Below are 25,559 nucleotides of genomic sequence, written 5' to 3'. Positions count from 1 at the left end.
GGCAGTTAGACCAAACCTTCGACCCGCCCACCCCCAAGATACGCCTGAGGGCGGGCGACGCAAGGTAACGTTGGATCAGGCGTTTACGTCGACGACGACACGGCCGCGCACCTGACCGGCCAGAATGTCGCTGCCCAGCTTGGGCAGATCGGCCAGGGTGGCGGGCACGACCATCCCTTCCAGCTTGTCCATCGGCAGAACCTCGGCGATCCGGGCCCACGCGCGCAGCCGGTTCTCATAGGGCTGCATCACGCTGTCGATGCCCAGAAGGTTCACGCCACGCAGCAGGAAGGGAATGACCGTGGCGGGCAAGGCCGCACCACCGGCAAGGCCGACGGCGGCGACAGAGGCGCCATATTGCATCTGCCCCAGCAGACGGGCCAGCATCGCCCCCCCGACGGCGTCGACACAGCCGCCCCAGGTTTCGCCCTCCAGCGGGCGCTTGACCGTCTCGGCCAGGTCTTCGCGTGCGACGATCTGCGTGGCGCCAAGATCCCTCAGGTAGTCGGCCTGTTCCGGGCGCCCCGTAACGGCGGAAACCTCGTGCCCCATCGCCGCCAACAGGGCGACCGCGACAGACCCCACGCCACCGGCCGCGCCGGTCACCAACACCGGACCCGGTTTGATGCCGTGGTCGGTCAGGGCCTGCACGGCCAGCATCGACGTGAAACCGGCCGTGCCGACCGCCATCGCCTGTCGCGTGGTCAGCCCGTCGGGCAGCGGGACAAGCCAGTCGGCCTTGACGCGCGCCTTCTGTGAATAGCCGCCCCAATGCGCCTCGCCCACGCGCCATCCGGTCAGAACGACCTTGTCGCCGGGCGCATAGCGCGGATCTTCGGATGTCTCGACCGTGCCGGCGAAATCGATGCCGGGCACATGCGGATAGTTCCGGACAAGCCCGCCACCCGGCCCGATGCACAGGCCGTCCTTGTAGTTGACCGTGGAATACTCGACCGCCACCGTCACCTCGGCGGCGGGCAGATCGTCCAGCGTCAGGTCCTTGACCGAGGCAGACGTGCCCTCTTCGCCCTTATCGACCACCAATGCCTTGAACGTCATCTTGTATCCTCTTCTATCGCCAGAATTTATCGCGCAACTGCGCAGGCTTCGGCCCATCCTGCGTCTCGACCACCACGACCTCGCCCGCGCCCCAGCGGCGATCGACCATGCCGATCGCAACACCACAGCCGAACTCCTGCGACCAAGCGGCCGAGGTGACGACACCGATGCGGGTATCGCCCAGCATGATAGGCCAGCGCCGGTCACAGGTCGGGATCGGCCCGCCCATCTCAACCGCCATCAGGCGCCGGTTGGACACGTGGTCGCGCAGGGCCGGACCGCCGATGCAATCGTAGACTTGCACGTACTTGTCCAAACCAACCTCGAACGGCGTATCCAGATCGGTCATGTCGTTGCCGTAGGACAGCATCCCGCCTTCGATCCGTTCGACCAGATTGGGACAACCGGCGCGCACATCCAGATCGGCGCCCGCCTCGAACAACGCATCCCACAGGGGCATGGCGTCCTGCTGACGCTCCACATAGATCTCGAACCCGCCCTGCTTGGAGTAGCCGGTCCTGCTGATGATCATCTCGGTCCCGTTGAACGCAAAGCGGTCGTGGCGGAAGAACTTCAGCTCCCGCACCTTGTCGCCGAACACCCGCGCGGCCAGCTCGTTCGAAAGGGGCCCCTGAATGGCCAGCGGCTGCACGTCCGCCTCGAACACCTGCACGCCGTAGCCGCCCGCCTCGGCCATGCCTTCGATCCACAGGCGCAACTCACCATCGGCAAGGCTGACCCACCATGTATCGGGGCGCGGTTTCAGCGCGACAGGATCGTTCAGCATGCCGCCGTCGTGGTTGCAGATCGGCACATAGGCGCATTGGTTCGGCTGCAACTGCGACAGGTCGCGGGGCGTCAGCCGCTGCATCAGGGTGTCGGCATCCGGCCCCGTGATCTCCACCTGCCGTTCGACGGCCACGTCCCAGACCTGAACCGCGCGCTTCAGATGTGCGGCGTCGACATCGGTGCCCGCGAAGGACGCGGGCAGCAACATGCGGTTATAGACCGTGTAGGCGGTGCACCCCGCCCGATCCACGGCGTCGGTCCACCATGTGCGGCGCACCCGGTTCGATCGGGCCAGCGCGACCATTACCGGGGAACTTCCGGGCCGGACCAGTCGATCTGGCAGATTTCGGCGGACCGGCCGTCGAAATCCCAGACGCGGCCAAAGGCGCGGACGCGCCCCTTGGTGGCGGTGGCGACCGTGATGTCGGAGCCCATCCAGTATTCGGTGTTGGTGGCGACGATATCCTCGTCCGGGCGCTTGCCCTTGACCGGCACGACGGAGCCCTGGATCTTCTTGCCCACCATCAGGTGCCGTGTCTTGCCCTCGGTCTCGTAGCTGATCGTGGCCCGCTCGGCGCCCAGAAACTCGCTGACCAGCAGCTTGAACAGACCCGTGGTGCCCTTGGCCCGGCCCGAGAAGATCTCGATCAGGCCAAGGTACGCGGCCTGGCTGGCACGGTCGTCGATGAAGGCCGCGGCCTTCCAGTTGCCACGCGCCATCAGGCCGGGGATTTCCAGCAGCAGGCCGACGTTCAGACCGGACAGATCCTCGTCGCCATAGTGGCCTTCGTCGATGCGAATGCCCGACCACGCCTGGCAATAGCCTTCGGTCGGCGCGTGCTTGCCCAAGGACACGACGCAGGGGCAGAACACGGTGCAGTTGCAGTTCAGGATCAGCTCACCCTTGATCGCCCAAGGCGTCTGGCCACTGGCGGCGGGGCGGGCTTCGGGGTGGCGGCTGCTCACCACCGGTGCGGCAATCTTGGTCATAGGTATCCTCCGATCAGAAAGCCCGCGCCTGCAAGGCAGCCAAGGCCGATGGCGGAGGGCACGAAGCCCCCGCGAGTGAGTTTTTCCAGCGTCATCAAAACGGTCGCCAACGCCATGAAGCCCAGCGACATGGTGCCGCCGATCAGTCCAAGCGCCATCAACGCCCAGCAGCAGCCGAGGCAGGTCGCCCCGAGGCGCAGGCCCATGCGCCACGGTCCCTCCTCCCAATGCTGCATGAAATAGGTCAGCGGTTGGCGGCATTTAGACAGGCACGCCTCTTTCAGGGCGCTGAATTGATAGGCCCCGGCCGCGATCAACAGGGCGGGGGCAAGCCACACCGCATCCGCTATGCCGACGCGCGCCGCAGCCATCTGAGTCAGCGCGGCAATGCCCGAAAACCCGACCCATACGACCGCATATCCGCCAACCAGCCATGCGCCACCACCGACGCCTTGGGCATCGGCAATCTGATCATGGGTCGCGAAGGCGGGAATGGCGGTCGGCAGCATCATGGCCGATGACATGATCAACCACATGGCCAGCAATCCGGGCAGGCCCGCCTGCGCGGCGGGGGTCATGCACAGATCGCGCAGGATGGTGGCGAATTCGCCCGGCGACGACATCGCCCAGACACCGATCCACGCCAGCAACAGGCCGGCATAAAGCGCCAGCCAATGCGGCGCGGTCATTCGGGCCAGATGGCGCAAGCTGTCCCTCCCCGGCTGGCTTGTGCGGTGCGTGATTCTCTTCTATCGAATGTCAGACAATTAAATGTCTGACAATTGGAAATCGCGTGACCGCCCCCAAACTCCTGTCGACCGACATTTCCGACCGTATTGCCGCCCGTATCGCCGATGGCGACCTGATGGCCGGTGATCGCCTGCCGTCCGAGGCCGAGCTGGGCGTCCAGTTCGACTGTTCGCGCGCGACGGTGCGCGAGGCACTGAAACGGCTGGCCGCGCGCAACCTGATCCGCACGCGGCGCGGCCATGCGGGCGGGGCCTTCGTCAATCGTCTGACATATGATGCGGCGGTCGACAGCCACGTCGCAACCTCGACCCTGCTGTTGTCGATGAACGCCATCGACTTCGAGACGGCGGCCGAAGCGCGCTTTGCCCTTGAGCGGGCCTGCGTGGATCTTGTCTGCGCCAATCACGATCACGACGACCTCATGGCCATGAAGCATTGCATCGACCGCCTGTCCGTCCCCTGTGACGACGTGGCTTTCTGTGCGGCGGATGTCGGGTTTCACCGCACCTTCGTCGACGCCGCGCACAATCCTGTCCTGTCCTATCAGCTGGCCGGCGCGATCGAGGCGATGCAACCGCTGATGAACATGATCACCTATCGCGACCGCGATCGGACACAGATCCTGTCTCTGTATCGTGGTCTGGCCAATGCCGTTCGGGCCCGCGACGGCGCAGAGGCCAGTCATATCCTGTCGCAGCTTGGAAGGGTGATGGTCGCGCTGTTCCACAGCGGCAGGATCCGTCGCGGCCATGCCTGAAGTCCGCTTGCCGCCGCGCCGCAGCACGCCTAGGTTCGCCCCAGCAGGACACGCGCCGGAACAGGTGCGGTCCCACAGTCGGTCCAACACGGGAGAGACCAATGAACGTCAAAGCCACCCTGATGACCGGGGCCGCCGCCCTGATCGCCCTGCCCGCCTTCGCCGACATGGTCGTGTTCGACTATGCGGGGTTCGAGGATCCGGCGTTTCATTCCCAGTATGTCGAAAAGCACGGCTCCAGCCCGGATTTCGCGTTCTTCGGTGACGAGGAAGAGGCCTTTCAGAAGCTGTCTTCCGGCTTCAAGGCCGACGTGACGCATATCTGCGCAGGCTCGGTCACGAAGTTCGTGGAATCGGGCATCGTCGAGCCATGGGACACGTCGCGCATCCCCGAATGGGTGAACCTGAGCACCGACCTGACCGGTCGTGCCGTGTCGGATACGGACGACGTGTTCTTCCTGCCGATCGACTACGGCTCCACCGCGATTGCCTACAACATGGATGAGGTTCCGGCCGAGGATGTCGCCTCGCTCGACGTGTTCCTGAACCCGAAGTATCAGGGTCGCATGACCCTGCCGGACAACGTCGACGACGCCTATGCGCTGGCCTACCTCGCGACCGGCGTGACCGACTGGTCCACCGCCACCACGGAACAGTTCGAGGCCGCCTCCGACTGGCTGCGTCAGGCACATGGCAACCTGCGCACCTACTGGACCGACCCGGCGGAATTGGCGCAGCTTCTGGCATCCGGCGAGGTCTTGCTTAGCTGGGCATGGAACGAGACGCTGCCCGCAATGGCGGAAGAAGGTTTCCCCATCGGGTTCCAGCGTGAGGCCGCCGAAGGGTCGTCCCTCTGGCTGTGCGGCTACGTGAACATGGTCGACGCCGAGGGCGAAGAGGATCTGGCCTATGATTTCGTGAACGCCATGCTGGACCCATCCGCCACGGTGCCCCTGCTGGATGCAGGCTATGGTCAGTCGAACCAGGCCGCGATGGAAGGTCAGGGCGAAGAGGCGCTGATCGCCTCGGGCCTGGGAACGATCGACGCACCTGTCCTGGCGCAGCTGCCGATGCCGTCCGACCTGCGCGAAATGCAGAACCAGACGTTCGAGCGTATCAAGGCCGGCTTCTGATACCGCGCACCGCGTGAAACACCGGGGCGGTCCGATGGGAACATCGGGCCGCCCTTTGCCGTTCTGGTGGGAACGGCGCAAACCCGCGCCCCCATCCGTTCGGAGCGTGCCATGACCCTCGTCGATACCATCAACGTCCTTCTTGCCTTTGCGACCATCGGGTTCGGGTCCGCCGGTTGGCTCGTGCCGAAGTGGACGATGCAGAAGGTCGGCCTTGCCGATACCGGCACGACGATGGGCATGTCCGAGGTGCGTGCCGCCTCGGGCGCGCTGTTCGTCATGGCGGGTGCTGCGGCGCTCGTCCTGGCTCATCCCATCGCCTACGCCATGCTCGGCTTCGTCTGGCTGGGCGGCGGTCTGGGTCGCGGAACGTCCTTGCTGGTCGATGGGCGCACCCGGCGCAAATGGGGCTTCTTCGCCAGCGAGGTGGTGATCGGCCTGACGCTCATCATCCTGAATCTGCAAGGCGCGTAACCCCTTGAAACGGGGCGCGCCGGTCGCTATCTGTCTCGTGTCCCCTCGGGGACTATGGCGATAAACGCACCTGTAATAAGCGGCTCGGACCCGGGGGCGGTACCCGGCGACTCCACCAACATCCCTGTATTGGGGGACCATGGGGTCGAAATAGGATCGACGAACGTCTAAAGAGGCCAGCTTTCGCTCGGTGAGATACCACCGTTATCGGTTCGATTTGTACAGTTGCCAATACCAACCGTGCTCCGATGGCGATGGCCGCGTAAGCGACCCTAACCATCGAAACTTAAGTCCTTGCGCCTAGCCGCGTAAGGCGGGGTTCGCAGGCACCTGGCAACAGAAGCCTGCACTTCCCCCCCCACCTTGCACTTCCGTCGCAATCTGCCGCTCATGCGGGCAGGTCGACGGCAAATGCACCAGTCCGCCGTCCGGTCCGGCCCGCGCCGCAAGCGGGGCTTGTCCCTCGTCGCCGGCTCTGGTCTATCTTGTGCAAGCATAGCGTCGGGGGACCAGATGGCTGATACATCGCAAACCATCGATTATGGCGGCATGATGCACGATGCCATGCGCGGCCTGATCGCCCGGATCCTGCGCCAGGTCGCCCGCGAGGGTCTGCCGGGCGAGCATCACTTCTTCATTTCCTTCGACACCCATCATCCGGGGGTGGAAATCGCCGACTGGCTGCGCGACCGCTATCCCGACGACATGACCATCGTGCTGCAACACTGGTTCGACGGGCTGGAGGTGGAGGACGACAAGTTCTCCGTCACGCTCAATTTCGGAGACAGCCCCGAACCCCTGATCATCCCGTTCGACGCGTTGCGCACTTTCGTCGACCCGTCGGTCGAATTCGGTCTGCGCTTCGAGGAGCGGCAGCTACCGGCAAACGACATCGACGATCTGGATCCGGACGAAGAGGTCGAGGAAGCCCCCTTCGCCGAGCTTCCGTCCGAGGATGACGCCCCCCGCGGCGATGCCGAGATCGTCAGCCTCGACAAGTTTCGCAAGTAACCGACGCGGCAGGCCATGTTAGCGCCAACCCCCGGATAGACGCGCGCGACGGGGGGCGGTAAACGCCAGACCGACGCTTTGACATCCCGAGGACCGACATGACCCAGACCCGCACAGAGACCGACAGCTTCGGCCCGCTGGAGGTACCGTCCGACAAGTACTGGGGCGCCCAGACGCAACGGTCCATCATGAACTTCCCCATCGGGTGGGAACGCCAGCCGGTTGCCATCATCCGCGCATTGGGCGTCGTCAAGAAGGCCGCAGCCGCCGTCAACCTGTCGTTCGGTGATCTGGATGCGGCGCTGGCGCCGGCCATCGATCAGGCCGCCGGCGAAGTCATCGACGGCAAGTTCGACGACAACTTCCCCCTCGTCGTGTGGCAGACAGGTTCCGGCACTCAGTCGAACATGAACGCCAACGAGGTCATCGCCAACCGCGCGATCGAGATCCTCGGCGGCGAGATGGGGTCGAAGTCGCCCGTCCACCCCAACGATCACTGCAACATGGGGCAGTCGTCCAACGACACCTTCCCGACCGCGATGCATGTCGCCATCGGCATGATGGCGCGCGATACCCTGCTGCCCGGCCTGCGCAAACTGCACGCCGCGTTGGAGGCCAAGTCTGATGAGTTCAAGGACATCATCAAGATCGGCCGCACCCATACGCAGGACGCCACACCCCTGACACTGGGCCAGGAATTCGGCGGTTATGCCCATCAGGTCGCCAAGGGGATCGAGCGGGTCGAGGCCTGCCTGCCCGATATCTACGAACTGGCGCAGGGCGGCACCGCCGTCGGCACCGGGCTGAACACCCGCAAGGGTTTCGCCGAAAAGGTCGCGGCCGAGATCGCGTCGATCACCGGCCTGCCCTTCGTCACGGCCCCCAACAAGTTCGAGGCGCTGGCCGCCCATGACGCGATGGTCATGTTCTCGGGCGCACTGAAGACCGTGGCTGCCAGCCTGTTCAAGATCGCCAACGACATGCGCCTGCTCGGCTCCGGCCCCCGGTCGGGCCTGGGTGAGCTGATCCTGCCGGAAAACGAACCCGGTAGTTCCATCATGCCCGGCAAGGTGAACCCGACCCAGGCAGAGGCCCTCACGATGGTCTGTGTCCACGTCATGGGCAACGACGCCGCCGTCGGCATGGCCGGGTCGCAGGGCCATTTCGAGCTGAACGTCTACAACCCGATGATGTCCTACAACGTGCTGCAATCGATGCAGCTTCTGGGGGATGCCGCCGGGTCGTTCACCGACAACATGGTGACGGGCACCAAGGCCAACGTGGAGCGTATCGACAAGCTGATGAAGGAATCGCTGATGCTGGTGACGGCGCTGGCGCCGACCATCGGCTATGACAACGCCACCAAGGTTGCCAAGACCGCGCACAAGAACGGCACGACGTTGCGCGAAGAGGCGATCGCCCTCGGGCTTGTCGATGCCGAAACCTTCGACCGGGTCGTGCGCCCCGAAGACATGATCGGCCCCAAGTGAGCAAGATCACCTCCCTCTCCCGCGCCCGCAAGGACCGGGAGCGGGCGGCCAAACGCAAGCAGGGCGACGAAAACGCCGCCCGCTTCGGCCGCACCAAGGCCGAAAAGGCCCGCGATACGGCCGCCGTGGAAAAACAGGTGCGCCGTCTGGATGAGCATCGGCGCGAATGAACGACGCGCGGCCGCGAAAACGTTCTCTTACGTTGCACGGGCATCGCACGTCGGTGTCGCTGGAGGATGCGTTCTGGGTCGCCTTCGTTGAGATGGCCCGGCAGGAAGGCGTTTCGGTGAACGCCCTTGCCGCGCGCATCGACCGGGACCGGGGCGTCTCGGCCGGCCTCGCCTCCGCCATCCGCGTCGCCGTTCTGAAACGGGCGCAGAACCTGCTGGACCCCTAGGTGCCCCGATCACCTGTGGCCAAGGCGGGTCCGGTCAGGCCCGATTGGCCTGCGCAAACGCGGTCATCGGCGTGGCGCGCATCCTTCAGCGAAAGGCATCGCCCGACGCACGCAGCGTTTCCAGAACCGCCGCCGCAGGCACGTCGGAGGTGACGAATGCCTGCCCCAGACCACGCGCAAGGATGAAGCGCAGCTTGCCGTCCAGCACCTTCTTGTCCTGCCCCATCAGATCCAGCAGCGCCTCCGCATCCGGCAGATCGCCCGGAATGTCGGACAGATCACGCGGCATGCCCATCGCCTGAAGGTGGCCCCTGACGCGGCTCGGATCCTCCTGAGAGCACAGGTTCAGACGCGCCGACAGATCGAAGGCCAGCGCACAGCCGACCGCAACACCTTCACCATGCAGCAGGCGATCCCCATAGCCTGTTGCAGCCTCCAGCGCGTGACAGAACGTGTGACCGAGGTTCAGCAAGGCGCGATCCCCCTGCTCCGTCTCGTCGCGCACGACGATGTCGGCTTTCATCTGGACCGAATGGCGCACCGCTTCGATCCGAAGCTCCGTATCGCGGGACAGGTCGGGGCCATGGGCCTCCAGCCATTCGAAGAACGCCGCATCCCCCAGCAGGCCGTATTTCACGACCTCGCCATATCCGGCAAGGAAATCGCGCGGGCGCATCGTCTCCAGCAGGCCGACATCGGCCAGCACGAGGGAAGGCTGATGGAACGCCCCCACAAGGTTCTTGCCATGGCGGGTGTTGATGCCCGTCTTGCCCCCGACCGAGGAATCGACCTGCGCCAGCAGGGACGTCGGCACCTGCACGAACCGCACGCCACGGCGCAGGATGGCGGCTGCAAACCCCACCAGATCGCCGATCACCCCGCCGCCGAAGGCCACCACGACATCGCCGCGTTCACAGCGCCCGTCCAACAGCCATTCGACCACCTGCGTCAGATAGGGCCAGGATTTGGTCCCCTCGCCCGCGGGCAGTTCCAGAACCTCGCAGGCAATGCCGCCAAGCCCTTCGCGCAGCGAAGCAAGGTGCAACGGACCGACGCGATCCTCGGTCACGACGAACACGCGCTTTCGCCGAAGAAGCGGGGCAATATGGTTTTCGGCGGCGGCGATCAGGCTGGTTCCCACGTGCACGTCATAGGCGCGGTCGCCCAAGGGCACGTGTACGATCTTTTCAGCCATGCGGTCCCTCCAGAATGCCCGCGTTGCGCAATGTGTCGGCGACGCGCATCACCATGTCATCGATCGAAAAGGCGGGATCGGCATCCACGACGAGGGTGGCCTTGGCATAGGCCGGCTCCCTCTCGGCTAGAAGCTGACCCAACGTGGCCCTCGGATTTTCGGTGCGCAGCAGCGGCCGTGTCGTCTTGTTGCGCACACGCGCCCACAAAAGCGGTTCGGCGGCACGCAGCCAGACCGATATTCCCGCCTCGGCTATTGCGTCCCGGTTTTCGGCGCGCAGGAACGCACCGCCGCCGGTCGACACGATCCCCGGCGGCAGGGTCAGCAGGCGGCGCAGAACCTCGGCCTCGCGGGCGCGGAAGAACGCTTCGCCGTCCCGTTCGAAGATCTCCGGGATGGTCATGCGCGCGGCATCGACCAGCGCCTCATCCGTATCGCGGAACGGCACGCCCAGATATTGCGCCAACGCCGTGCCAACGGCCGTCTTGCCACTTCCCATCATGCCGACCAAGACCACGGGGCGCGTCAGCCTCGTCGTCTCCGGCGTCTTGTCGCCCATTGCTTCCATTTCGCTTCAATGACCTGTTGCGCAGGTGATTGCCAACTATATCTCGGCCCGCCACTATGGGCAAAACAAGAACGGTCAGGCAGGTCATGTTTCGCGCGCTCAAGTACATCTTCATCATCGCGGTTCTTTCGATCATTGGCCTGTTCGGATATTCCTATCTGCTGGAGCCGGAGGCCGCGCCGGTCACCGAAACGATCGAAATCGATGCGGGGTGATCCGCGCCGCGGTCTGGGGGCCGGCCTGTTCGTTGCCGGCGTTGCTTTCGGGGGGGGCATCCATGCGCAGGATGCCCCGCTGTCCGCGATTCCATGGCTCAGCGATTCGATAGCCACCCGCCCGGCCCCGCGTGACGAGGCACCGGCCACCGCATTGTCGGAAACATCCATCGCCGTGATGCCCCTTGGCCAGACGCGCCGCGATGCCGTCGGCCTGTTGTCGCAGCGGTTGACCGGCCTGCCGGCGGACACCTTCGCAGGCAGCGAACCGGCCCGCATCGCGGACCTGTTTTCGCGCCAACCCGTCGATGCCCTGCCCGCGATGCAGGACGTGGTACAGATGCTGCTGCTGGCGGAACTTGACCCGCCAAGGGCCGCGACCGACCCTGACCGGTTGTTCTTTGCGCGGATCGACACGCTGCTGCGGTTTGGCGCGCTGGATCAGACGCAGGCCCTGCTGGAGCGCGCGGGCGCCACCGATCAGGCGGCGTTTCAGCGGTGGTTCGATACCTCGCTTCTGACCGGGTTCGACACCCGTGCCTGTGACGCGATGACGGCAAACCCGGGTATCGCCCCGACCCTGCCCGCGCGCATCTTCTGTCTGTCGCGCACGGGCGACTGGGCGGCGGCGGCCCTGACGCTGGAAACCGGGCGGGCCATCGGCTCCATCACCGAAGAGGAAGACGCGCTGCTTGCGCATTTCCTCGACCCAGAACTCTTCGAAGGCGCGCCGCCACCAATTCAACCACGTCCGATGACACCGTTGGCCTTTCGCCTGCTGGACGGGATCGGCGAGACACCCGCGACCCTCGACCTGCCGTTGGCCTTTGCGGTCGCGGACCTTCGCAGTTCGACCGGCTGGAAAGCCCAGATCGAGGCGGCGGAGCGGCTGACCCGCGTCGGATCGCTCGACCCCAACCGCCTGCTGTCGCTTTATACGGAACGGCGACCGGCGGCCTCGGGGGGCGTCTGGGATCGGGCGACCGCGATTCAACGGCTGGATGCGGCGCTTATCGGCGGACAGTCGGAGGCGATCGCGAACGCCCTGCCCGGCGCGGTTGCCCGGATGCGCGCCGCCCATCTTCTGGTGACATTCGCGGATCTTTACGGCGCGCGACTGATGCCGGCGGAGCTGCCCCCTTCGGCGGCCGTGCTTGCCCTGCGGGTCGGCCTGTTGTCGCCGGAATACGAGGACGCGGCCCGCGCCGCAGGCAACCTGCCGTCCCCGCTGCAACCCCATGACGCCTTTGCCGTGGCGATCGCATCGGGCGACTTCGACGCCCCGCCGCCGCCCGGTGTATTGCCACAGGCGATCTCCGATGGCCTGACCGGGACCGCGCCGGACCGCCTGCTGGATCTTGCGGCAAACGGGCGTCTGGGCGAGGCGTTGCTGATCGCAGGCGTTTTGCTAGCGGAGGGCGCGGAAAGCGATCCGCAGGACATCGCGGACGCCATCGCGCTGTTCCGTGCCGTGGGGCTTCAGGATGCCGCGCGGCAGATTTCCCTGCAACTTCTGCTGACATGAACTGGCTCGACCGCTTTCTGGAGGCGCAGGCCGCTGAAAGGGGCGCCGCGCTGAACTCCCTCATGGCGTATCGCCGTGATATCGAGGATTTCGCGGCCCATCTCGCGGCCCGCGCAGGCGACGTCACGACGGCCAGCCGGTCCGACATCGAAGGCTACCTCATCGCCTGCGAGGCGGAGGGGCTTGCCCCCTCGACCCGCGCGCGGCGCCTTGCGGCGATCCGGGGTCTGTATCGGTTCGCCCACGAGGAAGGCCTGCGCGGCGACGACCCGGCGATCCGTATCTCGGGACCGTCCAAGCCCAAATCCCTGCCAAAGACCCTGTCGATGGACGAGGTCGACGCGCTTTTGTCGGCGTCTGAGACGCTGGGCACCACGTCTGAGCAGCGATTGCGCGACACCTGCCTGATGCAGCTTCTTTATGCGACGGGCATGCGCGTGACGGAGCTTGTGTCCCTTCCGATATCGGCGGCACGGGGCGATCCGCGCATGATCCTCGTGCGGGGCAAGGGTGGCAAGGAACGCATGGTCCCCCTGTCCCCGCCCGCCCGCGACGCGTTGGTCGCATGGCTCGGGCATCTGGATGTGCAGGCCGACCGCGCCCGCAGCGAAACGGGCGCACCACCACCGACGCATCTGTTCCCCTCGCGCGGCAAGGCCGGCCACGTCACCCGCGTCTGGTTTCATGGGCGGATAAAGGCATTGGCGGCCAAGGCCGGTCTGGATGCCGACCGGGTCAGCCCGCACGTCCTGCGCCATGCCTTCGCGACGCACCTGTTGCAGGGCGGGGCCGATCTGCGGGTCATTCAGACGCTTCTGGGCCACGCCGACATTTCGACGACCGAGATCTATACCCATGTCCTCGAAAGTCGATTGCGCGACCTCGTCCTGACGCATCATCCGCTGGCGGATCGCACCTGAGGACCACGGGGCGCGCCTGTCGTATAGACGCGAGACACTGGTTTCGACGAAAGACATTTCTCCTCGCTTGAACAGGTCCGCGCCGCACCCCATAACCCGGTCATGGAAACAACTGTCATCACATTGGGCTGGGGCGCGACCTGGGGCATCGCAGGTGCGATCCTGTTCCTGCTGGCCATGTCCGCCTTCTTCTCCGGCTCGGAAACGGCGCTTACGGCGGCGTCACGGGGCAAATTGCGCAGCCAGTCCGACAAGGGCAACGCGGGGGCCACCCGTGCGCTTGCGGTGACCGAGGACAACGAACGCCTCATCGGGTCGGTCCTGCTGGGCAACAACATCGTCAACATCCTTGCCGCGTCGCTGGCGACGTCGCTGTTCACCTCTCTCTTCGGGCAACAGGGGGTGGCGGTCGCGACCCTCGTGATGACGGCCCTCGTGCTGATTTTTGCCGAGGTTCTGCCCAAGACCTATGCCATTTCGAACCCTGAAACGGCCGCGGCGCGCGTGGCGCCGGTCATTGCCGTGGTCGTCCGCGTCTTCAGCCCCGTCGTGGGGGTCGTCCGCGCCCTTGTCCGCGCGATCCTGCGGATCTTCGGCGTGGATATCGATGCCGACGCCCTGATCATGTCCGCGCACGAGGAAATCGTCGGCGCGATCACCCTTGGCCACACCGAAGGCGGTGTCGAAAAGGAAGACCGCGATCGCCTGCTTGGCGCGCTCGACCTTGGCGAGCGGTTCGTGGAGGAGATCATGCTCCACCGTTCGAACATCGAGATGGTGAATGCCGACGACGCCCCCGAGGCGATCCTCGATCAGTGCCTGAACTCGCGCTATACGCGCCTGCCCGTCTTTCGCGACGAACAGGAAAACATCATCGGCGTGGTGCACGCCAAGGACCTGTTGCGCGCCATTCACGAACTTGTCCGTGGCGACAGCGGCGGCATGGAGGCGGTCAAGAAATTCGACGTCACCGCCGTGATGATGCCCCCCTACTTCATCCCCGAAACCACGACGCTGGACGACCAGATGCGTCAGTTTCTGCGCCGTCATACGCATTTCGCGATGGTGGTGGACGAATACGGTGCGTTGCAGGGCCTAATCACGCTCGAGGATATCCTCGAGGAAATCGTCGGGGAGATCACGGACGAGTACGATCAGCCGGAGGATCCGATCCTCAAGCCCGAGGCGGACGGCAGCATCATGATCGATGGGGCGATGACGATTCGCGACCTGAACCGCGCGACGGATTGGGGCCTGCCCGACGAGGAGGCGAATACCGTCGCGGGCCTCGTCATCCACGAGGCACAGTCGATCCCGACGGCCGGTCAGGTCTTCAGCTTCCATGGCTTCCGCTTCGAGGTGGCCGCGCGGGAAGCGAACCGCATTACCCAACTGCGCATCCGGCGCCTAAGCTGAGGGTCGGCACGTCCGGGCGACTGGCCTTATACGGCGCGGCGCGCTTCCAATCCGTGCTGATCGTCCTGTTCGAGTGGCGCCGCCCAAGTGCGCAGCTTTGCCGCGGCGCGGTCGCGTTTGGCCGTTGGGTGCAGGCTTTCGCTCGGGTCGATACCGACGGTGCGACGGCCGCGTGATACGAACACCGGTCCAAAGCCGCGCCAGTTCCCGGCCGAAGGTGCGTCGGGGTCCACCTCGAATCGATCCCGCCATCCATCCGGCAAGGTCAGACCGACGGCATTGAGCCGTTCCAGCATCCAGACCAGTGGAACGTTGGCCAGGGGACGTGCCGCGTCGTATCCCAGCAGATGCCCGCCCAGATCGCCATGGCTGCCACGAAACCAGACCTGTTCGACGGTGGCGGTGCGTGTGCCGTGGGTGCGCCATCGGTCCAGGGCAAAGGCGTTGCGCGTTTCATTCAGGGCCATCGCGTGAAATCCATAGTCGATGCTTTGCCCCAGGCGGTGTGACCGGAAGGCATGGACATGCGGGAACAGCCGCCAGACGACGGGCCATCGGATCCCGACCGCCTGCACCGTGTCGAACACCCCGACAGCCCGGATTCGCGTCTTTCGATCACAGTGCCTGTCGGCAAAGCTGCGCGCGGCGGGGTCATTGGGCGCGTCGCGGTAGTGGTCATAGGCCGTCTGGACCCGCGCTTCGCTGACCGCGTCCGACCGTAGAAGGCCGATACGGTCGATCATGCCTGCCAGCGCCCGCACCGCATAGGCCCCGCGGGAATAACCCAGAAGGAAGATCTGATCCCCCTCGGCATAGCTCTCGGCCAGATAGCTGTAGGCGCGCCGGATCTGACGGTTGATGCCCACACCGGCCATCACCTCGGGCGCCTGGCGCAGGCCGCGCCATTCGATCCCCGGCTCGTAGTACAGACAATCGTGCCCCTCGGATTCGAGCATCTTCCAGATCAGGCCGATCGACGTCTCGCGCCCCGGCTCAAGGGACGACATCGTGCCATCCAGAAGGACGACATGAGCCCGTGCCCCGGCCACCGGGCGGACACGCGCCGCCCGCCATTCCAGAAGGCGGCGCCAGATATTGAACTTACTCGGCAGCGATCGGCGCCTTCGCCTGCTGCAACATCTCCCACACGCGGGACGGCGTGAACGGCATGTCCACCCGGCGCAGGCCCAGCGGATACAGCGCATCAAGCGCCGCATTCCCCACCGCGGCCATGGCGCCGACGGTTCCCGCCTCGCCGCAGCCCTTCATGCCAAGGACGTTGGCCGTGGATGGCACCGGTTCGGAATGGAACGCGATCATCGGCAGGCCCAGGGCGCGTGGCATCCCGTAATCCATGAAGGACGCGGTCAACAGCTGTCCCGTCTCGTCATAGACGACGTGCTCCGTCACCGCCTGACCAATGCCCTGCACGACCCCGCCATGCACCTGCCCCTCGGCCAGCATCGGGTTCATCAACACGCCGAAATCATCGACCACGGTGTATTTCACGACGTCCAGCTGCCCCGTCTCGGGGTCGATCTCCACCTCGCAGAGGTGGCACCCATTGGGGAACGACCGACCGGGCAGCTTGATGGACTCCCGCGTCTTGAGCAGGTCATCGCGCCCCGCGTCGCGTGCGGCCTGCGCGGCCTCCAGCATGGTCATCACCACGTTGGACCCCGGCGCGCGCCACTGGCCGTCGTCGAACGACACCTCGTCCACCTCCAGCGTGTCCGCGACGAAGGGCGTGAACTTCTCGATCACCTTGTCGGAGGCGGCGCGGTTCGCCGACCCCTGCACCGTGACCGACCGCGACCCGCCCGTGCCGCCACCCTTGGCGATCAGGTCGCTGTCGCCCTGAATCACGTCGACCATTTCGGGCGGCACGCCCAGATCGGTCGCCACGAACTGCCGATACACCGTGTCATGCCCCTGCCCGTTCGACTGCGTCCCGACATACAGCTTCACGCGCCCCTCGGCGGAAAACTCGATCTCCGCGCTCTCATCCGGTGAGCCGAGGATACTCTCGATGTAATAGCAGACGCCCAGACCGCGCAGCTTGCCTCGCGCCTCCGTCTCGGCGCGCCGGGCGTCGAAACCGGGCACATCGCCCTCGACCTCGGCCCGCGCCAGAACGCGGTCGAAATCCCCCACGTCATAGGTTTCGCCCACCGCCGTCAGATAGGGCATCTGCGCCGATTTGATGAACGACTTGCGACGCAGGGCAAAGCGGTCCACGCCCAGCTCCTTCGCGGCAAAATCCATCGCGCGTTCCAGCACATAGATCGCCTCGGGCCGTCCGGCCCCGCGATAGGCATCGACCTGCGTGGTGTTCGTGAACACGCCCGTCGACTTCATGTAGACGTCCTGCACGTCGTAGACACCCGACAGGATCCGGCTGAACAGGTCCGACTGGATGTTCTGCGCATAGCCCGAATTATACGCTCCCATGTTCGCGATATTGGTGGACCGATAGGCGATCAGCTTGTGATCGGCATCGAAGCCAAGCTCGGCCGTCTGGATCAGGTCGCGGCCCGCGTTGTCCGACAGCATCGATTCCGACCGGTCCCCCATCCAGCGCACGGGTTGCCCCAGCTTGCGCGCCGCATGGGCCACGAGGAACGTCTCGGGGTAATCCATCGACTTCATACCAAAGCCACCACCCACGTCGGGGTTGGTGACGCGCACGCTTTCCTTGTCGATGCCGAAGATGCGCGCGGCGGAGGTCTTGGTCCCCCAGACCCCCTGCCCGTTGACGCAGATGTGCAACCGGTCATCCACGACCTCTGCGTAGCAGCCGCGCGGCTCCATCGAGGCGACGATGATGCGGTTGTCGTTCACCTCCAGCTTGACGACATGCGCCGCACCGGACAGCGCCGCGTCCACCGCCGCCGCATCGCCCTTTTCCCAGACATAGGCCACGTTGTCCGGCGCCTCGTCATAGATCGTGGCCCCGCCCGGCGCGACATCCACCTTGACCGGCAGGGCGTCGATCTCGACCACGATGGCCTCGGCCGCGTCGCGCGCCTGTGCCAGGGTGTCGGCCACCACCATCGCGATCCCCTCACCCACGAAGCGCACGCGCCCGCGTGCCAGCATCGGCCGCAACGGCGTCACCCCGCGCGCGCCGTCGATCGGGTTCTTCGCCGCGGTGGTCGTCAAGCTGTTGTCCAGCCCGTCCGCCTCGATACTCTCGCTCGTCAGGATGGCGCGGACACCGGGCATTCCCTCGGCGTCGCTTACGTCCAGAACCGTCACATCCCCATGCGCTTCCTGCGCGCGCAGGACATAGGCGTGCAGCGCCCCCACCGGCGCGCGATCATCCACATAGGACCCACCCCCCGTCAAAAGGCGGGGGTCTTCGGACCGGCGGTTGGACTGGCTCAGGCCGAACTTTTCCATGGGGGATCCTCCGCTGGGAAAACATGCGTCTCGCTGAACCTTAACCCGCCGGTCGGGCCTGTCCAGCCAAACCCACCGACCGTGACGGGGCCGCGGCGGAAGGGCGCGCGCCTGCCCTTGTGGCGGCCGGGCCGGGCCGATCGGGTGCACGGGCTTTCCCTTGCGCGCCCGCCACGTTACTTGGCCTCAAGCGACAGGTGGAGTGACCGAGATGGCAATGGACAAGACCTTCAACGCGGCCGAGGCCGAGGCCCGGATCAGCGCAAAGTGGATCGAGGGTGGCTACTTCAAGGCGGGTGCCAATGCCACGCGCCCCGAAACGTTCAGCGTCGTCATCCCGCCGCCCAACGTCACCGGGTCGCTGCACATCGGGCACGCGTTCAACAACACGTTGCAGGACATCCTCGTCCGCTGGCACCGGATGCGCGGCTTCGACACGCTGTGGCAGCCGGGCACCGACCACGCGGGCATCGCCACCCAGATGGTCACCGAACGCGACATGGCCGCGAACGGCGAACCCACGCGTCAGGAAATGGGCCGCGACGCCTTCCTGAACCGCGTCTGGCAGCAAAAGCAGAAATCCCGCGGCACCATCATCGGTCAGCTTCAGCGCCTCGGCGCCTCCTGCGACTGGTCGCGCGAGGCGTTCACCATGGGCGGCGCCCCCGGCGACCCGGATCCGACCGATCAGAACTTCCACGATGCCGTCATCAAGGTCTTCGTCGAGATGTACGACAAGGGCCTGATCTATCGTGGCAAACGCCTCGTGAACTGGGATCCCCACTTCGAGACGGCGATTTCCGATCTGGAGGTCGAGAACACCGAGACCCCCGGCCACATGTGGCACTTCAAGTATCCGCTGGCTGGCGGGGCGACCTATACCTACACCGAACGCGACGAGGACGGAGAGATCCTGTTCGAGGAGGAGCGCGACTATATCTCCATCGCGACCACGCGCCCCGAAACCATGCTGGGCGACGGCGCCGTCGCCGTGCACCCCGATGACGATCGCTACGCCCCCATCGTCGGTCAGCTATGTGAAATCCCCGTCGGCCCCAAGGATCAGCGCCGCCTGATCCCGATCATCACCGACGAATACCCCGATCGCCATTTCGGGTCCGGCGCGGTCAAGATCACCGGCGCGCATGACTTCAACGACTACGCCGTCGCCAAGCGCGCGAACATCCCCTGCTTCCGCCTGATGGACACACGCGCGTCGATGCGCGCCGACGGCGCGCCCTACGCTGACGAGGCCGCAAAGGCCCAGGCCATCCTCGACGGGGCCGAAATGTCCGAGGCCGAAATCGACGCGATCAACCTCGTCCCCGAAGCCTATCGCGGCATGGACCGGTTCGAGGCGCGCGCCGCCGTCGTGGCCGACATCACCGCCGAGGGCCTCGCAGTCATGGTCCCCGAGACCGATTCCCGCCTTGGCCCGGTCAAGGCGCCGCTTGCGCCTGAAGAGGGTGGCGAAGCGCGCACGGAAGAGGAACAGCTGGTCCCGCTGGTCGAGGCCAAGCCGATCATGCAGCCCTACGGCGACCGGTCCAAGGTCGTGATCGAGCCGATGCTGACCGACCAATGGTTCGTCGACACCGCCCAGATCGTCGGCCCCGCGCTGGATGTCGTGCGCGACGGCACGATCGAAATCGTGCCGGAATCGGACCGCAAAGTCTATTTCCACTGGCTCGAGAACATCGAGCCGTGGTGCATCTCGCGCCAGTTGTGGTGGGGCCATCAGGTTCCCGTCTGGTACACGCTCGATCCCGCAGGCGGGACCGAGTGGCTGACCATCTGTGCAGCCACCGAAGACGAGGCCCGCGCCCGCATCGCCACCCTGCATGATGGTGCCGATGTGCGCTTCGTCAGCGACGAGGCCGCGGCCATCGGCATTCTGGCGCAGGACATGACCGCGCTGGACACACAAACCGAAGGCATGATCCGCCAACGTCAAGGCACCACCGTCATCCCGGCGTTCCGCGACCCCGATGTGCTGGACACGTGGTTCTCCTCCGGCCTCTGGCCGCTGGGCACTCTCGGGTGGCCGGCCGACACCGAAGAACTGGCCAAGTACTTCCCGACCTCCACGCTGATCACCGGCACCGACATCCTGTTCTTCTGGGTCGCGCGCATGGTGATGATGCAGCTTGCCGTCCTGCCCGACGATACCCCGATCAAGGACCGCATTCCTTTCAAGAAGGTGTACCTCCACGGCCTCGTGCGCGACGCCAAGGGCAAGAAGATGTCCAAGTCGACGGGCAACGTCGTCGACCCCCTCGACGTGATCGACGAATTTGGCGCCGACGCCTTGCGGTTCACCAATGCCGCGATGGCGTCCCTTGGTGGCGCGCTGAAACTCGATCCGCAGCGGATCGCAGGCTACCGCAACTTCGGCACCAAGCTCTGGAATGCCGTTCGCTTCGCGGAGATGTACGAGGTCGACTTCGTTCGGGCCGGCACCGCAGACCTGCCTGTCGATGTCACATCCACCGTCAACCGCTGGATCATCGGCGAGTTCGCCCGATGCCGGGAGGAGGTCGATACGGCCCTTGCCGCCTATCGTTTCGACGACGCCGCCGCCGCACTCTACCGGTTCGTGTGGAACGTCGTCTGCGACTGGTACGTGGAACTGTCCAAGCCGATCCTGCAGGGCGACGCGTCGGAGGCCAAGGCGGAAACGCAGGCTGTCATGGGCTGGGTCCTGACAGGTTGCATGAAGATGCTGCATCCCTTCATGCCGTTCATCACGGAAGAATTGTGGTCCGTGACCGGGCACGACGGAATGCTCGTCCACGGCACATGGCCCGAGAATGTCACCGCGCAAGCCGTTGATGCGGAAGCAGAACGCGAAATCCGTTGGGTCATCACCTTCATCGAGGCGATCCGTTCCGCCCGTGCGCAGATGAACGTCCCCGCCTCGGCCCAGATCCCGGTCGTCGCGGTCGACTGGACGAAGGACGCCGCGCAAGCCTATGAAACCAATGCGCAAATGATCTCTGCCCTTGCCCGGATCAGCGGCCTGACCGAGGGTGAGGCCCCCAAGGGATCGATCGCCGTAACGGCAGGCGGCGGGCGCTTTGCGCTGCCCCTCGGTGACGTTATCGACGTGGCCGCCGAACGGGCCCGGCTTGAAAAGTCGATGGGCAAGCTGTCGAAGGAGATCAAGGGCTTGCAGGGCAAGGTGAACAATCCGAAGTTCGCCGCCTCTGCCCCGCCCGAGGTGGTCGAGGAAAGCCGTGCCAACCTTGCCGCCCGCCTTGGCGAGGCCGCGGTCCTTCAATCAGCACTGGACAGCCTTGCCGAACTGGGCTGACCTGATCCGATGTCGTTCAACATCATGATCGTGGGCCAGGCGGGCCGTCTCATGCATGAGGCGGCCCTGTTTGCCGCGACCTTGCGGCACAACGCCCCCCGGTGGGACGGCCGCCTGATCTTGGCGGAGCCGCAGCCCGGGGGCCGATGGCCCGACGATCCCCGCATCCCCAATGGGCCTCAGCGCGACCTGCTGCTGTCCCTGGGGGCGGAGATCGTTCCGTTTGAAAACAGCCATTTCGGCGCGTCCTACCCACAGGGAAACAAGATCGAGGGGTTGAGCGCCTTGCCGGATGGCCCCTTCGTGTTCTTCGATACGGATACCGTGATCACGGACGAACTGACGGACCTTGAGATCGACTTCACCCGTCCCGCGGCAAGCATGCGGCGCGAGGATACATGGCCGAAGATCGAGCTGTATGGGCCTGATTACAAGGCGATATGGGGCGCTCTTCATGCGCGCATGGGCACGCGGCTTGCGGATACGCTCGACCTGTCATGGCCCGAAGATCATTGGCAACGGTACCTGTATTTCAACGCAGGCTGGTTCCTTGCCGAGGATGCGGCGGCCTTTCGACATGCCTTCCTCGACGCGGCCCTCATGCTGCGCGACGATCCGCCGCCCGAGGCCGCTATCCAGACGCTGGACCCATGGCTGGATCAGGCGGCCCTGCCACTTGTCGTCGCGGCGATGGGCGGCGGGCGCCCCGGTGACAGAGGTGGCATCGCGGACGGCCATTTCGATGGAAGCCACAGTTTTCATTATCGTTTCGTGCCGCTGATGTATGCGACGGCACCTGATCACGTGATCGACGCGGTCGAAGCCGCCGCCAAGCCGAATGCGATCAAGAAGGTTCTCAAGGAACACGAGCCGTTCAAGCGCTTCATCTTTCAGCCTAAGGGCGCGAAGGCGCGTGCCCTGTTCGACCGCAATGACCTGCCACGCAAGGAACAGGCCATTCGCAACCGGTTGAAGCGCGAGAACCTCTGGGCGCGCTAGCGTTCTATATTAATCACTTGCGACTAGAAGTTCGACAAGCTGGACGCGGCCGAGGCTGCAAAGCGCTCCATCAGGACCAGATCCCACATATCCGCCATTTCGGGTGTGTCCGCGTCGTGGGTCAACGTCAGGCGTGTGCCTGCCCCCTCCGGTTGAAACCGGACCGTGACGACGGATCCGTCTTCGGCCCCGAGGCGCCAGTCCAGTGTCAGATGCTGGCCCGGCACGACCTCCGTCACGCGTGCCCATGTGCCCGTCGTCCCGTCGAATAGCACCTCGGTCCAGACGGCGCCGTCCTCTGCGCCTGTCGTAACGGCCTGAGGCAGGGCGCCCTCGCTGCGGGCGGAGAGGGACACCACGGCAACGGGCCACCACAGGGCAAGGTCTTCGCAGAACAACTGCCATGTCTCGGCGGGGTTCAGGCGGACGGTGACACTGCGCGAAAGGCCGGTCTCGGCCGTCGGCTCGACCTTTGCCGACAGATCGCCGAGCCAGTCGACAAGGGGGCCGGCCCCACCATTCACGAGGCCATAAAGGTTGCGGCGGCCGTCCTTCGTCATGCTGACCAGACCGGCATCGACCAGAACGCGCAGATGCTGTGACACCGCGGGGCGGGACACCGGCAGAGGCTCCGCGATCTTGCCCACGGGCAAGGGACCTTGCCGCATCCGGTCGAGGATGGTGCGCCGTGTCGGATCGGCCAGCGCGGTCAGGATCATTCCGTAAGTCATGGCTTACATCCTATTCCAGCCTTCATCGCTCGGGTCAACCGCAGGTGATATGTCACGAGATGTCCGCATCCGCTTGAAGCCCCCGTCGCCCCGCCATAGGTTCCCGACCCAAGGCATCCTGCGACGGGCGCAGGACGGGCATATGAGGGCGAGAGCAGATGCAAGATCCAGTGGACAATTTCCAGAACAACCTCGTGCCGATGGTGGTCGAACAGACCAGCCGCGGAGAGCGGGCCTACGACATCTTTTCGCGCCTGCTGAAAGAACGCATCATCTTCGTGAACGGGCCGGTCCACGACGGCATGTCCCAGCTGATTGTGGCCCAGTTGCTGCACCTCGAGGCCGAGAACCCCTCGAAGGAAATCAGCATGTACATCAACAGCCCCGGCGGCAGCGTCGTGGCCGGCCTGTCGATCTATGACACGATGCAATACATCCGCCCCAAGGTGTCGACTCTCGTCTGTGGCATGGCCGCATCCATGGGGTCGGTCATCGCGATCGGCGGCGAAAAGGGCATGCGGTTCGCCCTGCCGAACTCCGAGGTGATGGTGCATCAGCCGTCCGGCGGATCGCAGGGCATGGCCTCGGACATTCTGATTTCGGCCAAGCACATCGAACTGACGCGCGAGCGGCTTTACCAGCTCTACGTCAAGCATTCGGGGCAGGACTACGAGACGGTCCGCACGGCCCTCGACCGCGACACGTGGATGACGCCGCAGGAGGCGAAGGATTGGGGCCACATCGACGAGATCGTCGAAAGCCGCGGCGCCGCTGGCGACGAAGACAAGGCCTGATCCCGCCGGGATCGACCCTTGGGCCTCCTGCAACGAAATCGCGGGAGGCCCGCACCCCACCCGAACCCCATCCAGCCCCGCGACAACCCTGCACGGTTTTTGGCATTGTGGCGCGGTGGGGTTCTTTCTAGGGTGGCGGGAAACGATGGAAACAACGCGCGGGACGGCTCTCCCGACGCAAGGCACCCGCAGGCATGGGTCGCCATCTAGGAGGCTTCGATCATGGCCAACAACAGCTCCGGGGATGGGAAAAACACCCTCTATTGCAGCTTCTGCGGCAAGTCGCAGCACGAGGTGCGCAAGCTGATCGCCGGTCCGACGGTGTTCATCTGCGATGAATGCGTCGAACTGTGCATGGATATCATCCGCGAGGAGACGAAGGCCGCAGGGCTGAAAACCTCCGAAGGGACGCCGACACCGCGCGAGATCTGCGGCGTTCTGGATGATTATGTCATCGGTCAGGAACACGCCAAGCGCGTTCTGTCGGTGGCCGTCCACAACCACTACAAACGTCTGGATCATGCCGGGAAATCCGACATCGAACTGGCCAAGTCGAACATCATGCTGATCGGCCCGACCGGTTGCGGCAAGACGCTTCTGGCACAGACGCTGGCGCGGATTCTCGACGTGCCGTTCACCATGGCGGATGCGACCACGCTGACCGAAGCCGGCTACGTGGGCGAGGATGTGGAGAACATCATCCTCAAGCTGCTTCAGGCGTCCGAATACAACGTGGAACGTGCGCAGCGCGGCATCGTCTACATCGACGAGGTCGACAAGATCACCCGCAAGTCGGACAACCCGTCGATCACCCGCGACGTGTCGGGCGAAGGCGTGCAGCAGGCCCTGCTCAAGATCATGGAAGGCACCGTCGCCTCCGTGCCGCCACAGGGCGGGCGCAAGCATCCGCAGCAGGAATTCCTTCAGGTCGACACGACGAACATCCTGTTCGTCTGTGGCGGCGCTTTTGCCGGTCTCGACAAGATCATCGCGCAGCGCGGCAAAGGCTCCTCCATGGGCTTTGGCGCGGACGTCAAGGCACCGGACGAAAAGACCGTCGGCGAGGCGTTCCTGGATCTGGAGCCTGAAGACCTGCTCAAGTTCGGCCTGATCCCGGAATTCGTCGGTCGTCTGCCCGTGATCGCGACGCTGACCGATCTGGATCAGGAGGCATTGGTGATCATCCTGACGCAGCCGAAGAACGCCCTCGTCAAGCAGTATCAGCGCCTGTTCGAGCTGGAGAACGTGCAGCTGACCTTCACGGACGACGCCCTGACGGCGATTGCCAAGCGCGCGATCGAGCGGAAGACCGGCGCCCGCGGCCTGCGTTCCATCATGGAAGATATCCTGCTCGACACGATGTTCGAGCTGCCGGGAATGGATACGGTGGACGAGGTCGTCGTCAACGAGGAGGCCGTTCGCCGCGAGGTGAAGCCGCTTCTGATCCACTCGGAAGACAAGGCCAAGAAGGAGCCTGCAACCGCAGGCTGATCTGTCGGCGGCATCCACGATCTGACGGGCGGCGGGACCTATCCCTGCCGCCCGTTTGCATTTGCGGTGAACGGCCCTGCGACGAAGGGGCGCGGGAAATGGGGGCGTATGGCATCCGCCCGGGGATGCCGGATGGCCAA

Annotated in this window: 24 protein-coding genes and 1 other RNA gene; 16 read left to right on the top strand and 9 right to left on the bottom strand. The window is 65.1% G+C overall.

The annotated features are described in order from the left end of the window. Positions 1-75 precede the first annotated feature (75 nt). Genes acuI through V6N07_RS02590 form a run of 4 tightly spaced genes read right to left on the bottom strand, consistent with a single transcriptional unit; the run spans position 76 to position 3,527 of the window. Positions 76-1,059 (bottom strand): acryloyl-CoA reductase, encoded by a 984-nt coding sequence (gene acuI, locus V6N07_RS02605; protein ID WP_371153811.1) that lies wholly within the window; start codon positions 1,057-1,059, stop codon positions 76-78. A gap of 13 nt (positions 1,060-1,072) precedes the next feature. Then, a complete protein-coding gene (locus V6N07_RS02600; protein WP_371153809.1) occupies positions 1,073-2,152 on the bottom strand; it encodes a dimethylsulfoniopropionate demethylase in 1,080 nt (359 codons plus the stop codon). Beyond that, a complete protein-coding gene (locus V6N07_RS02595; protein WP_371153807.1) occupies positions 2,152-2,838 on the bottom strand; it encodes a DUF1326 domain-containing protein in 687 nt (228 codons plus the stop codon). Before V6N07_RS02595 ends, V6N07_RS02600 begins: the two co-directional genes overlap by 1 nt. Next, the gene (locus V6N07_RS02590) at positions 2,835-3,527 is read right to left on the bottom strand and encodes a DUF2182 domain-containing protein (protein ID WP_371153806.1); all 693 of its coding nucleotides are present in this window, start codon (positions 3,525-3,527) and stop codon (positions 2,835-2,837) included. The genes V6N07_RS02595 and V6N07_RS02590 overlap by 4 nt, the downstream gene beginning before the upstream one ends. A 104-nt stretch (positions 3,528-3,631) precedes the next feature. Here V6N07_RS02590 and V6N07_RS02585 point away from each other — a divergent pair, with 104 nt between their 5' ends. From V6N07_RS02585 to V6N07_RS02550, 8 genes are all read left to right on the top strand, one after another. Further along, positions 3,632-4,345 (top strand): FadR/GntR family transcriptional regulator, encoded by a 714-nt coding sequence (locus V6N07_RS02585; protein ID WP_371153804.1) that lies wholly within the window; start codon positions 3,632-3,634, stop codon positions 4,343-4,345. Positions 4,346-4,446: 101 nt separating this feature from the next. Beyond that, entirely contained in the window at positions 4,447-5,478 is a 1,032-nt protein-coding gene (locus V6N07_RS02580) for an extracellular solute-binding protein (protein WP_371153802.1), read from the top strand. Positions 5,479-5,589: 111 nt separating this feature from the next. Next, on the top strand, positions 5,590-5,952 hold the full coding sequence (locus tag V6N07_RS02575) for a DUF4345 family protein (RefSeq protein WP_371153800.1): 363 nt from the start codon (positions 5,590-5,592) through the stop codon (positions 5,950-5,952). Next, positions 5,953-6,303, top strand: a transfer-messenger RNA (tmRNA) gene (gene ssrA, locus V6N07_RS02570). A 162-nt stretch (positions 6,304-6,465) separates the two neighbouring features. Continuing rightward, positions 6,466-6,963, top strand: coding sequence for an SspB family protein (locus tag V6N07_RS02565; RefSeq protein ID WP_371153798.1), 498 nt, complete (start codon positions 6,466-6,468; stop codon positions 6,961-6,963). Positions 6,964-7,061: 98 nt separating this feature from the next. Continuing rightward, complete coding sequence (gene fumC, locus V6N07_RS02560; protein ID WP_371153796.1) at positions 7,062-8,453, top strand: class II fumarate hydratase; 1,392 nt, start codon at positions 7,062-7,064, stop codon at positions 8,451-8,453. After that, a complete protein-coding gene (locus V6N07_RS02555) occupies positions 8,450-8,623 on the top strand; it encodes a DUF4169 family protein (protein ID WP_371153795.1) in 174 nt (57 codons plus the stop codon). The genes fumC and V6N07_RS02555 overlap by 4 nt, the downstream gene beginning before the upstream one ends. Beyond that, positions 8,620-8,850: a ribbon-helix-helix domain-containing protein gene (locus V6N07_RS02550; protein WP_371153793.1), complete on the top strand. Its 231-nt coding sequence runs from the start codon at positions 8,620-8,622 to the stop codon at positions 8,848-8,850. The genes V6N07_RS02555 and V6N07_RS02550 overlap by 4 nt, the downstream gene beginning before the upstream one ends. 85 nt (positions 8,851-8,935) lie before the next feature. Here the strand turns inward: V6N07_RS02550 and aroB are convergent, their stop codons facing one another. Together aroB and V6N07_RS02540 are read right to left on the bottom strand one after the other, a co-directional pair. Further along, positions 8,936-10,045, bottom strand: coding sequence for a 3-dehydroquinate synthase (gene aroB, locus V6N07_RS02545; protein WP_371153791.1), 1,110 nt, complete (start codon positions 10,043-10,045; stop codon positions 8,936-8,938). Further along, complete coding sequence (locus V6N07_RS02540) at positions 10,038-10,604, bottom strand: shikimate kinase (protein WP_371153789.1); 567 nt, start codon at positions 10,602-10,604, stop codon at positions 10,038-10,040. The genes aroB and V6N07_RS02540 overlap by 8 nt, the downstream gene beginning before the upstream one ends. A 65-nt stretch (positions 10,605-10,669) precedes the next feature. On the opposite strand from V6N07_RS02540, the gene V6N07_RS02535 reads away from it, so the two are divergent. From V6N07_RS02535 to V6N07_RS02520, 4 genes are all read left to right on the top strand, one after another. After that, positions 10,670-10,828 (top strand): hypothetical protein, encoded by a 159-nt coding sequence (locus V6N07_RS02535; RefSeq protein WP_371153787.1) that lies wholly within the window; start codon positions 10,670-10,672, stop codon positions 10,826-10,828. Next, positions 10,818-12,353, top strand: coding sequence for a hypothetical protein (locus V6N07_RS02530; protein WP_371153786.1), 1,536 nt, complete (start codon positions 10,818-10,820; stop codon positions 12,351-12,353). Before V6N07_RS02535 ends, V6N07_RS02530 begins: the two co-directional genes overlap by 11 nt. Further along, complete coding sequence (locus tag V6N07_RS02525; protein WP_371153784.1) at positions 12,350-13,273, top strand: site-specific tyrosine recombinase XerD; 924 nt, start codon at positions 12,350-12,352, stop codon at positions 13,271-13,273. The genes V6N07_RS02530 and V6N07_RS02525 overlap by 4 nt, the downstream gene beginning before the upstream one ends. A 102-nt stretch (positions 13,274-13,375) precedes the next feature. Then, the gene (locus V6N07_RS02520) at positions 13,376-14,689 is read left to right on the top strand and encodes an HlyC/CorC family transporter (RefSeq protein WP_371153783.1); all 1,314 of its coding nucleotides are present in this window, start codon (positions 13,376-13,378) and stop codon (positions 14,687-14,689) included. A gap of 26 nt (positions 14,690-14,715) precedes the next feature. On the opposite strand, the gene V6N07_RS02515 is transcribed toward V6N07_RS02520, so the two are convergent. After that, the gene (locus V6N07_RS02515) at positions 14,716-15,738 is read right to left on the bottom strand and encodes a DUF2235 domain-containing protein (protein ID WP_371153782.1); all 1,023 of its coding nucleotides are present in this window, start codon (positions 15,736-15,738) and stop codon (positions 14,716-14,718) included. Between the two features lie 52 nt (positions 15,739-15,790). Beyond that, positions 15,791-18,091 carry a xanthine dehydrogenase family protein molybdopterin-binding subunit gene (locus V6N07_RS02510; RefSeq protein WP_371153781.1) on the bottom strand — a complete coding sequence of 767 codons (2,301 nt, stop codon included), beginning with the start codon at positions 18,089-18,091 and terminating at the stop codon, positions 15,791-15,793. A gap of 211 nt (positions 18,092-18,302) precedes the next feature. Here V6N07_RS02510 and V6N07_RS02505 point away from each other — a divergent pair, with 211 nt between their 5' ends. Both V6N07_RS02505 and V6N07_RS02500 read left to right on the top strand, forming a co-directional pair. Next, a complete protein-coding gene (locus tag V6N07_RS02505; RefSeq protein ID WP_371153779.1) occupies positions 18,303-21,404 on the top strand; it encodes a valine--tRNA ligase in 3,102 nt (1,033 codons plus the stop codon). Positions 21,405-21,413: 9 nt separating this feature from the next. After that, positions 21,414-22,403, top strand: a complete 990-nt coding sequence (locus tag V6N07_RS02500; RefSeq protein ID WP_371153778.1) for a hypothetical protein — start codon at positions 21,414-21,416, stop codon at positions 22,401-22,403. A gap of 23 nt (positions 22,404-22,426) precedes the next feature. Here V6N07_RS02500 and V6N07_RS02495 read toward each other — a convergent pair whose 3' ends face one another. After that, positions 22,427-23,134: a metalloregulator ArsR/SmtB family transcription factor gene (locus V6N07_RS02495; RefSeq protein WP_371153776.1), complete on the bottom strand. Its 708-nt coding sequence runs from the start codon at positions 23,132-23,134 to the stop codon at positions 22,427-22,429. Positions 23,135-23,292: 158 nt separating this feature from the next. Here V6N07_RS02495 and V6N07_RS02490 point away from each other — a divergent pair, with 158 nt between their 5' ends. Both V6N07_RS02490 and clpX read left to right on the top strand, forming a co-directional pair. Next, complete coding sequence (locus V6N07_RS02490) at positions 23,293-23,928, top strand: ATP-dependent Clp protease proteolytic subunit (protein WP_371153774.1); 636 nt, start codon at positions 23,293-23,295, stop codon at positions 23,926-23,928. A gap of 222 nt (positions 23,929-24,150) precedes the next feature. Next, a complete protein-coding gene (gene clpX, locus V6N07_RS02485; RefSeq protein ID WP_371153772.1) occupies positions 24,151-25,419 on the top strand; it encodes an ATP-dependent Clp protease ATP-binding subunit ClpX in 1,269 nt (422 codons plus the stop codon). The last annotated feature ends 140 nt before the right edge of the window (positions 25,420-25,559 follow it).

The sequence above is a fragment of the Jannaschia sp. 2305UL9-9 genome (assembly GCF_041403465.1).
GTDB lineage: Bacteria > Pseudomonadota > Alphaproteobacteria > Rhodobacterales > Rhodobacteraceae > Jannaschia.
Note: the sequence above shows the minus strand (reverse complement) of the source record. Positions and strands in the feature narration are given on the sequence as shown.

Coding starts and splice junctions, on each gene's coding strand:
- acuI (WP_371153811.1), bottom strand. CDS start 1,059: ATGACGTTCAAGGCATTGGTGGTCGATAAGGGCGAAGAGGGCACGTCT.
- V6N07_RS02600 (WP_371153809.1), bottom strand. CDS start 2,152: ATGGTCGCGCTGGCCCGATCGAACCGGGTGCGCCGCACATGGTGGACC.
- V6N07_RS02595 (WP_371153807.1), bottom strand. CDS start 2,838: ATGACCAAGATTGCCGCACCGGTGGTGAGCAGCCGCCACCCCGAAGCC.
- V6N07_RS02590 (WP_371153806.1), bottom strand. CDS start 3,527: ATGACCGCGCCGCATTGGCTGGCGCTTTATGCCGGCCTGTTGCTGGCG.
- V6N07_RS02580 (WP_371153802.1), top strand. CDS start 4,447: ATGAACGTCAAAGCCACCCTGATGACCGGGGCCGCCGCCCTGATCGCC.
- V6N07_RS02575 (WP_371153800.1), top strand. CDS start 5,590: ATGACCCTCGTCGATACCATCAACGTCCTTCTTGCCTTTGCGACCATC.
- V6N07_RS02565 (WP_371153798.1), top strand. CDS start 6,466: ATGGCTGATACATCGCAAACCATCGATTATGGCGGCATGATGCACGAT.
- fumC (WP_371153796.1), top strand. CDS start 7,062: ATGACCCAGACCCGCACAGAGACCGACAGCTTCGGCCCGCTGGAGGTA.
- V6N07_RS02550 (WP_371153793.1), top strand. CDS start 8,620: ATGAACGACGCGCGGCCGCGAAAACGTTCTCTTACGTTGCACGGGCAT.
- aroB (WP_371153791.1), bottom strand. CDS start 10,045: ATGGCTGAAAAGATCGTACACGTGCCCTTGGGCGACCGCGCCTATGAC.
- V6N07_RS02540 (WP_371153789.1), bottom strand. CDS start 10,604: ATGGGCGACAAGACGCCGGAGACGACGAGGCTGACGCGCCCCGTGGTC.
- V6N07_RS02535 (WP_371153787.1), top strand. CDS start 10,670: ATGGGCAAAACAAGAACGGTCAGGCAGGTCATGTTTCGCGCGCTCAAG.
- V6N07_RS02530 (WP_371153786.1), top strand. CDS start 10,818: ATGCGGGGTGATCCGCGCCGCGGTCTGGGGGCCGGCCTGTTCGTTGCC.
- V6N07_RS02525 (WP_371153784.1), top strand. CDS start 12,350: ATGAACTGGCTCGACCGCTTTCTGGAGGCGCAGGCCGCTGAAAGGGGC.
- V6N07_RS02520 (WP_371153783.1), top strand. CDS start 13,376: ATGGAAACAACTGTCATCACATTGGGCTGGGGCGCGACCTGGGGCATC.
- V6N07_RS02510 (WP_371153781.1), bottom strand. CDS start 18,091: ATGGAAAAGTTCGGCCTGAGCCAGTCCAACCGCCGGTCCGAAGACCCC.
- V6N07_RS02505 (WP_371153779.1), top strand. CDS start 18,303: ATGGCAATGGACAAGACCTTCAACGCGGCCGAGGCCGAGGCCCGGATC.
- V6N07_RS02500 (WP_371153778.1), top strand. CDS start 21,414: ATGTCGTTCAACATCATGATCGTGGGCCAGGCGGGCCGTCTCATGCAT.
- V6N07_RS02495 (WP_371153776.1), bottom strand. CDS start 23,134: ATGACTTACGGAATGATCCTGACCGCGCTGGCCGATCCGACACGGCGC.
- V6N07_RS02490 (WP_371153774.1), top strand. CDS start 23,293: ATGCAAGATCCAGTGGACAATTTCCAGAACAACCTCGTGCCGATGGTG.
- clpX (WP_371153772.1), top strand. CDS start 24,151: ATGGCCAACAACAGCTCCGGGGATGGGAAAAACACCCTCTATTGCAGC.